This window comes from Microbacterium resistens (assembly GCF_021172025.1).
GTDB lineage: Bacteria > Actinomycetota > Actinomycetes > Actinomycetales > Microbacteriaceae > Microbacterium > Microbacterium resistens.
Genome location: NZ_CP082781.1, coordinates 2,217,950 through 2,231,695 on the forward strand (window position 1 = coordinate 2,217,950; position 13,746 = coordinate 2,231,695).

The 13,746-nt window shown below is 70.5% G+C and carries 6 protein-coding genes; 1 reads left to right on the forward strand and 5 read right to left on the reverse strand.

The features are described from left to right. Positions 1 to 17: 17 nt before the first annotated feature. Entirely contained in the window at positions 18 to 683 is a 666-nt protein-coding gene (locus K8F61_RS10610) for a class I SAM-dependent methyltransferase (RefSeq protein WP_231818975.1), read from the reverse strand. Further along, a complete protein-coding gene (locus K8F61_RS10615) occupies positions 680 to 2,374 on the reverse strand; it encodes an FAD-dependent oxidoreductase (protein WP_231818976.1) in 1,695 nt (564 codons plus the stop codon). Before K8F61_RS10615 ends, K8F61_RS10610 begins: the two co-directional genes overlap by 4 nt. A gap of 333 nt (positions 2,375 to 2,707) precedes the next feature. Between K8F61_RS10615 and K8F61_RS10625 the strand changes: the two genes are divergently transcribed. Continuing rightward, positions 2,708 to 3,004 carry a metal-sensitive transcriptional regulator gene (locus K8F61_RS10625; protein WP_231818978.1) on the forward strand — a complete coding sequence of 99 codons (297 nt, stop codon included), beginning with the start codon at positions 2,708 to 2,710 and terminating at the stop codon, positions 3,002 to 3,004. 148 nt (positions 3,005 to 3,152) lie between these two features. Here K8F61_RS10625 and K8F61_RS10630 read toward each other — a convergent pair whose 3' ends face one another. From K8F61_RS10630 to K8F61_RS10640, 3 genes are all read right to left on the reverse strand, one after another. Further along, positions 3,153 to 9,143, reverse strand: coding sequence for an Ig-like domain-containing protein (locus tag K8F61_RS10630; RefSeq protein WP_231818979.1), 5,991 nt, complete (start codon positions 9,141 to 9,143; stop codon positions 3,153 to 3,155). 477 nt (positions 9,144 to 9,620) lie between these two features. Continuing rightward, positions 9,621 to 12,983 carry an ATP-binding protein gene (locus K8F61_RS10635; RefSeq protein WP_231818980.1) on the reverse strand — a complete coding sequence of 1,121 codons (3,363 nt, stop codon included), beginning with the start codon at positions 12,981 to 12,983 and terminating at the stop codon, positions 9,621 to 9,623. Then, positions 12,980 to 13,744, reverse strand: coding sequence for a DUF4194 domain-containing protein (locus K8F61_RS10640; RefSeq protein WP_418888046.1), 765 nt, complete (start codon positions 13,742 to 13,744; stop codon positions 12,980 to 12,982). Before K8F61_RS10640 ends, K8F61_RS10635 begins: the two co-directional genes overlap by 4 nt. Positions 13,745 to 13,746: the final 2 nt, after the last annotated feature.

Here is a 13,746-nt window from a genome sequence, read left to right on the forward strand (position 1 = left end):
CCGCGGGGCCCGGGGCCTCAACGGCGACGGGCGCGCACGACCAGGTCCCGTAACCGGAGCGTCTGCGCCCCGCGGGCCACCTCCCGGTCGTGCTCCTCGCTCAAGTCGACGACCCATTCGTCGGACGGAAGGACCCCCGCGACGCCCTCGGCGCTCGCCAGCGCCTCCACCGGGTGATGCCCGTGCCCGCCGCCGGCCGCGTGCGCGATGACGAGCAGGCTGCCGCCGGGCGCCACCCACGACGCGAGACGCCGGTAGAACGCGAGCTGCCCAGAGTCCGGATGCGCATAGTTCGTGACGACGAGGTCCCACGTGCGTTCGGGCTCCCACCGTGTCAGATCCGCGTCGACCCACTCGATCCGCGCCGCCGCGTCCTCTGTCCTCGCGCGTGCCGTCGAGAGGGCTGCCGGGGAGATGTCCGCCCCGGTCACCTTCCAGCCGCGTTCGGCCAGCGCGATGGCCTCAGCCCCGACGCCGCAGCCGGCGTCCAGCGCCGAGCCCGGCGGGAGATCCGCCGTCGCCGAGACGACGTAGGGGTTGGCCGGGGCGGGCGCGCGTCGTCCCGCACGGGCCCAGTGATCCTCCCAGTAGCGCTTTCCGAACGGGGGCGGCTCGGGATCGGCATGACCGTGCCTCGTGGGCACGCCATGCACGGAGGAGGCGTCGCCAGAGTGCTCGTTCATGCCACCCCCTCGGCGTCCGTCCGCTCCAGCAGGTCGGCGCCGAGAACGCTCACGACCGTGCGCATCCCGCCGGACAGGGACGCCGAATCCATCCCTGCCTGGGTCAGCACCCGGTGCGCGATGTGCGAGCGGACCCCGGAGCCGCACAGCACGCGGACCGGCCGTCCGTCCGCGGCCTCGCGCACCTCGTCGAGCCGTCCGCGGAGCTCGGTGTGCGGGATCAGGAGAGCTCCGGGGAGGTGCCCCGCACGGTACTCCTCCGGGGAGCGCACGTCGAGGATCAACGCCGTCTCCCGCAGCGTCCCCCACTCCTGCGCGTACCAGAGGGCGAGCGTGCCGTCGAGCACGTTCGCGCCCACCATCCCGACCAGGTTGACCGGGTCCTTCGCGCTGCCGTGGACCGGGGAGTACGCGAGGTCCAGGTCGATGAGATCGCCGACCGCGAGCCCGGCACGAATCGCCGTGGCGACGACGTCGATGCGCTTGTCGACGCCGTCGCCACCCACGATCTGGGCGCCCAGGATCCGACCGTCCCCCTCGCGGATCCGCACCGCCATGGACAGCGGCGACGCACCGGGGAAGTACCCGGCGTGCTGCGTCGGATGCAGGTGCAGGGTGTGCGCGGCGATCCCCGCGCGGGCCAGGTCGGCAGCGCCGGCGCCGGTCGTGGCCGCCGTGAGGCGTCCGACCCGCACGATCGCCGTGCCGACCGGGGCAGGCAGGGGCCGTGCGGCATCCGGACGCATGATGTGGTCGGCGATCTGCCGTCCCGCCCTGTTGGCCGGGCCCGCAAGTGCGACGGGACGACGGACGCCGGTCACGGCGTCGATGACCGCCGTGGCGTCGCCTGCCGCGTACACTCCGGGCAGGTTCGTGCGCCCGTGCTCGTCCACGACGATCGCGCCGCGCTCGCACGCCACTCCTGCCGCCTCGAACACCGCGGTGTCCGGACGCACTCCCGCCGAGAGGACGACGAGGTCCGCGGTGACGCGGCTGCCGTCCGAGAGGACGACGACGTCGTACTCCTCGCCCTGCTCGATCCTATTCGCCTCGACGCCGGCGTGCACCGTGATCCCGAGCCGCTCCAGTTCGACGGCAACAGGATGCGCGATCTCGGCGTCGAGCATCGGCAGCACGTGCGGCGCCCGCTCCACGACATCGACGGCCAGGCCCCGAGCGCGGAGGTTCTCGGCCGCCTCGATGCCGATGAAGCCGCCGCCGAGCACGACGGCGCGTCGCGCGCCCGCCTCGACGGCGTCCCGAAGCGCGACGGCGTCCCCCACGGTGCGCAGCGTCGACACGCGGGGTGATCCCAGCCCGGGAATCGGCGGGCGGATCGCCAGCGCGCCGGGCGCCAGGATCAGGGCGTCATAGGCGATCTCCTCCGTGCGCCCGTCGGCCGCTCCCGGCGTCCGCACCGCGACGGTGCGTGCCGCGGCGTCCAGTCCGACGACCTCCTGCCGCACGCGCACGTCCAGGTCCAGCGCCGCGCGCAGGGAGGCGGGCGTGTGCAGCAGCAGGTCGTCCTCCTCGGAGATCTCACCGCCGACGTAGTAGGGCAGGCCGCAGTTGGCGAAGGAGACGTGGTCGCCGCGCTCGAGCACCACGATCTCGGCTTCCTCGTCCAGACGGCGTGCCCGCGCGGCCGCGCTCATCCCGGCGGCGACTCCCCCGACGATGACGATCCTCATGTCCACTGTCCTCTCTCGCGTGCGGCCCTGGCCGCCGCCGACCGACTCATCGACCGAAGATCCGGGCGAGGAGGCCGGCGGGGCGTTCCGGGTCGCGGATCTCCGCCGGCGCGTGCTTCCCGTTGCACCACTGTGCGGCCGGAACGGATGCCTTCACGCTCGCGACGTGCTGACCGCATCCGGTCCAGGTCGTCTTCCCGCAGGTCCGGCAGCGGACGGCTCGACACATGGGACTTCCTTTCTTCTGGATACCCCCCCGGGTATGTAGGGAGACCACGCCCACTATACCCCCAGGGGTATAGTGGGCGTGATCGGATGCCGAAAGGACCTCGCATGAGCACCGAGACACAGCGCGAACCCCAGGTCTTCGCCCACGATCCCGAGGCGAAGCGGCGGGTCGTCAACCGGCTGAAGCGCGCGCAAGGGCAGCTCACCGCCGTGCTGCAAGCGGTCGAGGACGATGCTCCCTGTCGAGACGTGGTGCAGCAGCTCGCCGCTGTGTCGAAGGCGCTGGACCGCGCCGGCTTCCTCGTCATCTCATCCGCCCTCAAGGAGTGCCTGACCGCGCCGGAAGACGAGGCGGCCTTGCGGCAGGAGGAACTGGAGAAGCTCTTCCTCTCGCTCGCCTGAGGACGCTGGATTACTCCCTCGGCCACTGCGCTTGCCTGCGCTGTCGCGCCGAGCGCTCTGGCCGACGGAACGCGCAAGAACGAGAAGCGGTGACCCCGAAGGGCCACCGCTTCCGTTCCGGCCCCGCCGGACGATCGCTGCAAGGCGGCTACAGCGTCTGGCGACGGCGGATCAGGTAGGCGCCTCCCCCCAGCGCCAGCAGGGCGAGCCCCGCCAGTCCCGCGATCCCGACCTCCGCACCGAGGCCGGTGACCGGGAGCGAGCCCCCGGGCCGATCCACGAAGCAGATCGAGATCGTCGCGCCGGTCTGGTTCCCGTTGACGTCGGTCACGCGGTACGCGACCGGCGTCGGGCATTGGGGGGCGCCCGGGGCGGGGATGAACCTGACGGTGCCGTCCGGGTTCACGATCCACACGCCCTCGCCGGGAACGGTCAGTTCCTTGGTGCCCGTGCCGTCGGGACCGACGAGCTCCAGGCTCGGGACGTCGAACTCGCCCTCGTCGTTCTCCAGCGGGCTGACGATGACCGGACCCCACGGGTTGTCCCGCGACACGTCGTCGTGGGCCCGCGGAGGCTCCGGCGCCTCCGGGTCGTGGACGTAGGTGATGACCACCTCGGCGCCGACCTCGTTGCCGAACGGGTCCTTCACGGTGTACCGGATCGGGGTCGGGTTGCCGGAGAAGCCCTCTTCCGGCGTGAAGGTGATCGACCCGTCGGGGTTGACCGCCCACGTGCCCTCGCCGGGGACGACGAGCTCCTTCACCGGATTCCCGTCCGGGTCGGTGATGTTCACCGTCGACGGGTCCACGTTGTCGGAGTCGTTGCCGAGCACGTCCACCGTCACCGGGCCGCAGGTCGTCGCTCCCGCCGCCTGCGCGACCAGCGTACCGTCCGCCGCGGTCGTCGCAGCCCGGCAGGGATTGTTCAGCGACGCGTCGTCGTACGCCTCCGGCAGGTAGGTCACGGTGACCTTCCCCCCGGTCTCCCGACCGTCCTGGTCCTCCACCGTGTACTGGATCGGGGTCGGGTTGCCGGTGTATCCGGGCTCCGGGGTGAACGTGATCGAGCCGTTGTCGTTCACGGTCCACGTTCCCTCACCGGGGACGACCAGCTCCTTCACCGGCTTCCCGTCCGGGTCGGTGATGTTCAGCGTCGAGGGGTCGAGCGCCCCGTCGTCGTTGCCCAGCACCGGCACGGTGACCGGCTGCCCGATACGGTTGCCGTCGGACCGGTCGTCGCGCCCGCGCGGGTCGGCGTCGGGATCCAGGTAGGTGACGATGACCTCGGCACCGACCTGGTTGCCGTCCGCGTCCTCGACCGTGTAGGCGATCGGGGTCGGATCGCCCTCGAACCCGGGCTCCGGGGTGAAGGTGATCGATCCGTCCTCGTTCACCGTCCAGGTGCCCTCACCCGGGACCACCAGTTCCTTCACCGGGTTCCCGTCCGGGTCGGTGATGTTCACCGTCGACGGGTCCACGTTGTCGGAGTCGTTGTCCAGGACCGGCACCGTGACCGCTTCACCGCGGGGGTTGTTCCGCGACTCGTCGTCCGCCGCCTCGGGAAGGTAGGTGACCACGAGCGTCGCCCCGGTGGGGTTGCCCTCGGTGTCCTCGACCGTGTAGCCGATCGGGGTCGGGTTGCCGCTGAACCCGGGCTCCGGGGTGAAGGTGATCGAGCCGTCCTCGTTCACCGTCCAGGTACCCTCGCCCGGCACCACCAGCTCCTTCACGGGGTTCCCGTCCGGGTCGGTGATGTTCAGCGTGGACGGATCCAGCGCGCCGCCGTCGTTGTCCAGGACGGGGACCGTCACCGGCTGACCCGGCGTGTTCCCCTTGGACTCGTCGTTCTGCGCCACGGGGTCCACGTAGGTGACGATGACCTGCGCGTCGACCGTGTTGCCGTCCCGGTCCTGCACCGAGTATCGGATCGGCGTCGGGTCGCCCGCGAAGCCCTCCTCCGGCGTGAAGGTGATCGACCCGTCCTCGTTCACGGTCCAGACGCCCTCGCCGGGGACCGCCAACTCCTTCACCGGCTCGCCGGTGCTCGGATCGGTGATGTTCACCGTCGACGGGTCGAGGTTGTCGGAGTCGTTGTCCAGCACCGGCACCGTGACCGTGGCGCCGCGGGCGTTGTCCCGCGACTCGTCGTCCGCGGCCTCGGGGACATAGGTGACGATCACCTCGGCGCCGACCTCGTTGCCCTCCTCGTCCTCGACCGTATACGCGATCGGGGTCGGATTGCCCGTGAAGCCGTCCTCCGGCGCGAAGGTGATCGTGCCGTCGTCGTTGACCGTCCACACGCCCTCGCCCGGAACGACGAGCTCCTTCACCGGCTTCCCGTCGGGGTCGGTGATGTTCACCGTCGACGGGTCCACGTTGTCGGAGTCGTTGTCCAGCACGGGCACCGTCACGGTCGAACCCTGCGGGTTGTTCCGCGACGCGTCGTCGACGGCCTCCGGAAGGTACGTGACGATCACGTTCGCGCCCGTCTCGTTGCCCTCGGTGTCCTCGACCGTGTAGGCGATCGGCGTCGGGTCACCGGAGAAGCCCTCCTCCGGCGTGAATGTGACCGTCCCGTCGTCGTTGACCGTCCACACGCCCTCGCCCGGGACCTCGAGCCGCGTGGTCGGCTCACCCGTGGTCGGGTCGGTGATGTTCAGCGTCGACGGATCCAGGTCGCCCTCGTCGTTCTCCAGGATGGGGATCGTCACCGGCTGGCCGGGCTCGTTGCCCTTCGACTCGTCGTCCTTGGCCTCCGGGTCCACGTAGGTGACGATCACCTGTGCGTCGACCTGGTTGCCCGAGGCGTCCTCCGCCGTGTAGGTGATCGGCGTCGGGTCACCCGCGAAGCCGTCCTCCGGGGTGAAGGTGATCGAGCCGTCGTCGTTCACCGTCCAGACGCCTTCCCCGGGGACCTCCAGGGCCTTGACCGGGTTGCCGTCGGGGTCGGTGATGTTCACCGTCGACGGGTCGAGGTTGTCGGAGTCGTTGTCCAGCACCGGCACGGTCACCGTGGCGCCGCGCGGGTTGTTCAACGACTCGTCGTCGGCCGCCTCCGGCAGGTAGGTCACCACGACGTTCGCGCCGACCTCGTTGCCGTCGTTGTCCTCGACCGTGTAGGCGATCGGGGTCGGATTGCCCGTGAAGCCGTCCTCCGGGGTGAAGGTGATCGTGCCGTCCGCGTTCACGACCCACACACCCTCACCCGGGACCACCAGGCGCTTCGTCGGCTCACCCGTCGCCGGGTTGGTGATGTTCACGGTCGACGGATCCAGGTTGTCCGAGTCGTTCGCGAGCACATCCACCGTCACCGGCGTCCCCGGTTCGTTGTCCAGGTCCTCATCGTCCTGCGCCGCGGGCAGGTACGTGACCACGACGTCCGCCCCGGTCTCGTTGCCGTCCGCGTCCTCGACCGTGTATCCGATGGGGGTCGGGTCGCCGACGAAGCCGTCCTCCGGAGTGAACGTGATCGTGCCGTCGTCGTTCACCGTCCAGACGCCCTCGCCGGGGACCGCGAGCCGCTTGGTCGGCTGACCGGTCGCCGGGTCCGTGATGTTCAGCGTCGACGGATCCAGGTCCTCCGAGTCGTTCTCCAGGACGTTCACCGTCACCGGGGTGCCCGGCTCGTTGCCGCGCGACTCGTCGTCGTTCGCCACCGGCAGGTACGTGACCACGACGTTCGCCCCGGTCTCGTTGCCGTCCGTGTCGCTCACCGTGTACGCGATCCGCGTCGGGTCTCCGGGGAACCCCTCCTCCGGCGTGAAGGTGATCGAGCCGTCGTCGTTCACGACCCACACCCCCTCACCCGGAACCACCAGACGCTTCGTCGGCTCACCCGTGTTCGGGTCGGTGATGTTCACGGTCGACGGATCCAGGTCGTCCGTGTCGTTGCCCAGCACCGCCAGGGTGACCGGAGTGCCCGGCTCGTTGTCCAGGTCCTCGTCGTCCTCCGCGGCGGGCAGGTATCCGACGCGGACGTTCGCCCCGGTCTCGTTGCCGTCCGCGTCCCCCACCGTGTACGCGATCGGCGTCGGCTCACCGTCGAAGCCCTCTTCGGGCGTGAACGTGATCGTGCCGTCGTCGTTGACCGTCCAGACGCCCTCGCCGGGGACCGCGAGCCGCTTGGTCGGCTGACCGGTCGCCGGGTCCGTGATGTTCAGCGTCGAGGGGTCGAGATCGGGCGAGTCGTTCTCCAGCACGTCCAGGGTGACCGGCGTGCCCGGCTCGTTGTCCAGCGACTCGTCGTCGTTCGCCACCGGCAGGTAGGTCACCACGACGTTCGCGCCGACCTCGTTGCCGTCCGTGTCGCTCACCGTGTAGTCGATCGGCGTCGGGTTGCCGGGGAAGCCCTCCTCCGGCGTGAACGTGATCGAGCCGTCGTCGTTCACGACCCACACCCCCTCACCCGGAACCACCAGCTCCTTGGTCGGCTCGCCCGTGTTCGGGTCGGTGATGTTCACCGTGGACGGATCCAGATTGTCCGAGTCGTTCGCCAGCACGTCCACCGTCACGGGCATCCCCGGCGGGTTGTCCAGGTCCTCGTCGTCCTGCGCCTCGGGCACGTACGTCACGATGATGTTCGCGCCGGTCTGCTCCCCGTACTCGTCCTCCACCGTGTACGCGATCGACGTCGGGTTGCCCGTGAAGCCGTCCTCCGGCGTGAAGGTGATCGTGCCGTCGTCGTTCACGACCCACACGCCCTCACCCGGGACCTCCAGGCGCTTCGTCGGCTCACCCGTCGCCGGGTCCGTGATGTTCACCGTCGACGGATCCAGCGCCCCGGCATCGTTCGCCCGGGGGTTCACCGTGACCGGCTCACCCTGCGGGTTGCCCCGCGACTCGTCGTCCGTCGCCGCCGGCGCCTCGTCCTCGACCGTCAACGTGCTGTCACCCGGAGGGTTCAGACCGTTCTGGGTCACATTCCCCGGACCGTTCGAGTACGTCTTGGACCTCTCAGCCTGATCCTGTGCGATCACGTCGACCGTGATCGTGCACGACTCCGCCATGAAGTCGAGGACCCCGTCGGCGATGACGATCTCGCTGCTGCCCGGCGCCGCATTCACGTCGGCCTGACAGGTCCCGCCGATGTTCGGCTCGTCCGCGACCACCAGCCCCTCGTCGAGGGCGTCCGTGAAGCTCCACCCGTTCTTCTCCGCCAAGTCGCTGGAGTTCGTCACGGTGAACGTGAGCGTCGCCGGCTCACCCGGCTTCACCGTCTCCGGCGAGAAGGACTTGTCCAGCTGCGGCGTCGCGTCGAGCAGGATCAGGTTGTCGATCGCGAAGTCGTTGCCGCTGGCCGCACCGATGCGGTTCTTCACCTGCACCTGCACGTTCTGGAAGTCCTCCGGCGAGAGCAGCACCGCAGAGTCGGAGTAGAACCGGCCCGCAGCGACATAGGCACCACCGGAATCCCATCCGCCCGGAAGATCGGGCGAGGTGTAGTACGCGACATCGGGGTCGGTGCACGCCCGGATCGGCTCCTTGTTCATAGCGATCACCGAGCCGTCGCCATAGTGCAGGAACGCGTCCAGGCGCGAGTTGTTCTGACCCCCCTGATAGTCGCAGGAGACCTCGGCGACGTCGATCGAGATGGAGTAGTAGCGCTGACCCTGCGCGACCGGCAGGGTGAACGGGTCGGAAAGCAGGACCGTCTCATTCGGGTTGCCGTTCTCCCAGAAGGTCCACTCCGCGACCGCGCTGTTCTGACGAGTCTCCGCGGTGGAGCCGTTCACCGGTGTGTTCCGGTCCTGGCTCCCCTGCACACCCGCACCCACCTGACCCAGCACATCCGCCAGGCGACGCACGTTCACCTGGGTGACCCGGTCGCGGTTGCGGTCGCTGAACCCCTGGCAGAACCCGGACGGGAACTGTGTGTTCTCGTACTGCAGGATCACCCCGTTGCACTGACTCTGGCGGCCCCAGAACTCGTCCGTCGAATAGCCCGCGCCGCCCGCGTTCACATAGTCCGCGATCCGCGTCGCCGTCGCGCCCGTTCCGTTCTCGAAGTCCTCATGCCCGATCACGTAGGGGTCGGACGGGACTCCGGGGCTTCCCGGAGCGGCGAGAGCGAGCTGGGGGGTGAGCGCCAGGCCGCCGACGGCGAGCAGGACGGTCCCTGCGATGGCGATCGGCCGACGCACCGCCTGCTTCCTCCGGGCGGCCGCCGCCCGCCGGAGTTCTCTGCGGGTGGTCGCGCGCTGCGGGACTGGCGAGCTCCTCGCAAGGTCCGGCCGCGGCGATGATCGGTCGGGTTCTTCGTGCCGGGCGGAGGACGAGAATCCCCTGGCCGCACGAATGCGATTCCACAGGCCAGCGACACTCCACTCACCCGATGACGACAAACCGAACATGAATCAACCCCCTCGGCCGACTACACGACGGGCACGCCGAAGAGCGCGTCACCGCGTCGTGTCTGATGCTCCGGAACCTTCCGGTCCCCCCTGTTCGGGTCAACATACTCAGGGTTTTTTCAGGCGTCCAGGAAACGGGAACCGAAATACCTGTGTTTCTGTTTTTCGCTGGTCACCGAGACAATCGACGGTCGCGAATGACCCTCGGAACCGCGGGCAGCCGAAGGCGCCGGAACGCGACAGGTCTCGCGACCGGCCTGACCTCGCTCAGCTCACCGCCGGATCGAGCCCCACCTTCGGCCGGGCCCAGGAGCGTCCTCGGGTGTCCTTCAGGATCGTGTACTCCACGTCCACGTGCGGCTCGATCGCACTGTACTTGTCGTTCGGCGCGCCGATCACCAGCTGGAAGCCGAGCCCGCGCCACGCGCCGATCGCGCGCTTGGTGAAGTGCGCGTCCGCCTTGATCAGCGCCTCGTCCATGAACACCGGCGCGTAGCGCGGACGCGGGGCTCCCGCGTCGCCGAGCTGGTAGCGCAGCGCGGACCCGACGATGAACGCCACGAGCTCCTGCGACTCCCCGCCCGACTTCTCCCCGATGTGGTCGTAGAGGGCGACGTGCTCCCCGGTGGCGGCGTGGATCCGCTCCGCGCTCACCCGCACATGGTTGCGCACGTCGATGAGCTCGGCGAAGTCCGGAGCGGTCCGCCGCATCTTGCCGATCAGGCGGCTCATCCGGTTGTACGCGTGCTGACGCTGCTCGTCCGTCGACGCCGCTTCGATGAGGCCGCGCACCTCGCGCAGCTCCCTGCGGAAGCGTCGTCGCGCCTCGGACTGGTTCTCCCGCGGGACGATCTGGAGCCGGTGATCGTCGTCGTAGAAGGGCAGCTCCTGCATGATCCGGTTGATCGGGTCGATCCGGTCCTTGATCTCCCGCAGCGAGCGGCTGAGCGTGGAGTCGAGACTCGTCAGGTCGTTGCCGGACAGGCGCAGCAGGCTGTCGCGCCACTCGGCCTCCAGCTCGTGCAATCCGCTCGTGCGGAGGGATTCGAGGATCCCCTCGAACTCCGCGACCGACGTGTCGGGATCCGGCAGCACGTTGAGATCCGGCCACCGCTCCAGGAACCCCGTCATCAGCCGCCGGAGGGCCTCGCGCTGCTCCTGATGCGCATCCGCCGCCGCGCGTCGGTCCTCCGCGAGGCGCTGGGCGGCCGAGCGCAGGGCGAGGTCAAGACGTGCCAGCCGCTCCGACGGGGCCGCCTTGTCCGCCTCCTCGGCGAGCAGGAAACGCGCGTCGAGGAACGCCGACTGCGCGGGATCGAGGGCGCGCTCCTCCGCCTCGGCGGCGTCGACGATGACCTGGCAGGCGTCGACGTCGTCGGTGACCTCTCCCCACTCCGCGTGCGTCCGGTCGAGGTCCGCGCGCAACCGCGCCATCTCGGCCCGCAGGCCGGCCTCACGGGCCTTGAGCTCCTCGGCCCTGGCCTTCAGACGCGCGATCTCCGGGTTGCCGTCGGTCACCTCGGACTCCACGGCGAGCCAGCGGTCGCGCTCGGCGACGACGGCGTCGACGTCGATCTGCTCCCAGGTCACGTCCTGGACCTTCGCGTAGGACTGGAGGCGCCCGACGGCGTCGTCCAGGGCGGACTCGGCCTCGCGCGCCGCGGTCTCGGCGCTCCGGTATCGGGTGTCCAGCTCGGCGAGACGCTCGTCGAGATCACGAAGCCGGCGCTCGTTCGAGAAGCCCAGCACGTTGTCCCGGCCATGACCCCCGTGGGCGCCCCGCTGCCCGCGGGAGACCTGCCCGGTGATCGTCAGCGCCTTCGGGTGCTCCGCGAGCTGCGCCGACGAGTCCACGCACACGAAGTCGAAGCGCTCCCGAAGATGCTGCTGCACCCAGCCGGTGAAGGGCGTGTCGCGGTAGTCGAGGCGCCCGGGCAGCGTCGTCGGGTCGGCGGAGACCTGCGTGCCGATCCCGACGTGCACGCCCTCGTAGTTCAACCGATCCGGGATCCGCACGGACTCGATCGCCGCGCGGAACCGCGGCAGGTTCTCGACGTCGATGAGCAGCGTGCGCGCGAATCCGCCGAGGGCGAGGTTGAAGGCGTCCCGCCACGGCTCGTACTCGGTGCGCACCTCGACGAGCTCGCCCACGAAGGGCAGGTCGTCCGGAGTGAGTCCCGCCGCCTCGGCGAGCGCGGCGCGCGCCTCGTCCAGCCGCATGGGGATGCTGCCCGCGCTGCGTGCGCTCCGGTCCCGCTCGTCCCGCAGGCGCGCACGTTCCCGGTCGATCGCGCGTCGCTCCGCCTCGGCCTCCGCGAAGGCGGCGCGGGCGGACCGGCCCGTGTCGCCGCCCGTCGACGCGGTCCGTGCGCGGGCGAGCAGCGCGTCGAACGCGTCGGCCGTGGTCACCTCCTCGCCGAGCTCGCGCAGGACCGCGCCCACGCGGTCGCGCTCGCGCCGGACTTCCTCCAGCCGCCGTTGGACGCCGCGCAGCTCACGCTGGGCGGTCTCCAGCCGGTCGCCGCCGGACTGGCGCAGGACCTCCAGAAGCCCCTCGCGCTCCGCCTCCGCGGCGTCGGCGAGGGCCTGCTTCTCCCGCAGCGCGAGCTCCAGCGCGTGGGTGCGGTCGCGCAGCTCGGTCTCCACTTCGCGCAGCAGGTCCAGGCGACGCTCGGCCCGCCACAGCGCGGCGCTCGACGCCGCCTCGGTGAACGAGCCGAGCTCGTCGATGAGGCGGACGCGTTCGCTCGACGCCGTCATCCGGTCGCGGATGCCGCGGATCGGCTCGAGAGCGCTCACCTGCTGGCGAGCGGTCAGCATGCTGATCCGCGTGCTCTCCAGCTCGTCGAAGTGGGCGACCACGGCGTCCGCCGTCGCCATCGTCTCCGGCTCCTCCAGGACGAGCCTCTTGTACAGGTCGTCGACGGTCGTGATCTGCTGTCCGGCCTGGATGCGTGCGAGCAGGCTGACGGCCTTCGCGCCCGCCCCCGCCGTCCCGATGCCCAGCACGGCGTGCAGGCGTGCGGAGAACTCCCGGTCGGTCCCGAGCGTCTCCAGTCCCGTCGCGCGCACCGCCGCGTCGGAGAGCCGCTGTGCCGCCGCGGCCTCGAGGCGCCCGAGGTCGAAAGCGGCGTCGACCGTCGCCCGGACCCGCACGGTGTCCTCCAGCACCCGCGCGCCCGCCGGGATGTACCAGGCGCGCACGGCCGTGAACCGGGATCCGTCGTGGTCGAGCCAGGTCATCGCGACCGCGCTCCAGGTGTCCTCGCCGTCGCCGCGCAGGACCCGGAGCTTGGTGCCCTCGTCGGTGCGGGATTCGTCGATCTTGCCGCGGCCGTAGGAGAGGATGTTCCGCTGCTCGTCGCCGCGCGGGCGCCCGGTGACGCCGCCGTTCGACGCGCCGTTGAACGGCGTCGTGTGGGGCATCATGAGCGCGATGTACGCGTCCATGAGCGTCGACTTCCCCGAACCGGACCCGCCGCACAGCAGGGTCGCGTCCGGCGAGAACCGCACCACGTGCGGTCCGGCGTCGTAGCCTCCCCAGTTGATCAGCTGCAGGTCCTCGGCCACCCACTGCTGGCCGCGGGACCCGGCCGGGATGAGCCCGAAGAGCGTCTCCACCATCGTCACGGTACGGGCACCTCCGCCGCGTCGTCCTCTCGGACCGCGGCCTCCTCGCGGACTGCGGCCCCCTGTTCGGGCCGGTCCTCCTCGTCATCCGATCCGGCGTCGCCGTCGGCGCGGTCGTGCGGCGCCTGCTGCGCGCGCAGCCAGTCCCGCAGCTCCCTCAGGGTCTCGGCGCTGAGGACGACCTCGACGAGGGAGCTGATCCGGTAGCGTCCGTCCGTCTCCTCGTCGATGATCCCCTCGCGGTCGAGGCGGTCCATGGCGCTGCGGATCGCCTTCTGCTGGCGCGCGGTGCTGCCGTCCACGTCGGCGAAGTAGCTGAGCACCGTCTGCTCGACGTCCTCGATGTCGATGCGGGGCGCGGCCTCCCCGAGCGCCGATTCGCGCTGGTAGACGGTGCGCAGATGCACGAGCACCAGGGTCTCGGCACGGGAGTAGGGGGCGTCCTTCAGCAGGACCGGCATGTCGATCTCGTCGGAGCGCAGCTGCTGCTTGTACGCGTACCCGCGGCCGTGGTCGATCACGAGCCGGAGGTAGAGGTCGTTCAGGCGGGACTCGATGACCTGCTGGTGATCGAGCAGCAACGTCCAGTCGCGGCGGTTGCGATCCGCGGCCACGAACCGCCGCTGCAGGAGATGGACGAGCACTCGCCGGACCTCCGGATCCAGGGTTCCCCGATCGCCGGGGAACAGCTCGTCCGCGTCGTCCTCCATCGCGACGGGGGCGATGAACGGATCGTCCTGAGGCGCAGCGGTCTCGGGCACGT

What these genes read in the sequence shown, in the direction of transcription:
- K8F61_RS10610 (WP_231818975.1), bottom strand. Translation starts at nt 683, where the DNA reads ATGAACGAGCACTCTGGCGACGCCTCCTCCGTGCATGGCGTGCCCACG.
- K8F61_RS10615 (WP_231818976.1), bottom strand. Translation starts at nt 2,374, where the DNA reads ATGAGGATCGTCATCGTCGGGGGAGTCGCCGCCGGGATGAGCGCGGCC.
- K8F61_RS10625 (WP_231818978.1), top strand. Translation starts at nt 2,708, where the DNA reads ATGAGCACCGAGACACAGCGCGAACCCCAGGTCTTCGCCCACGATCCC.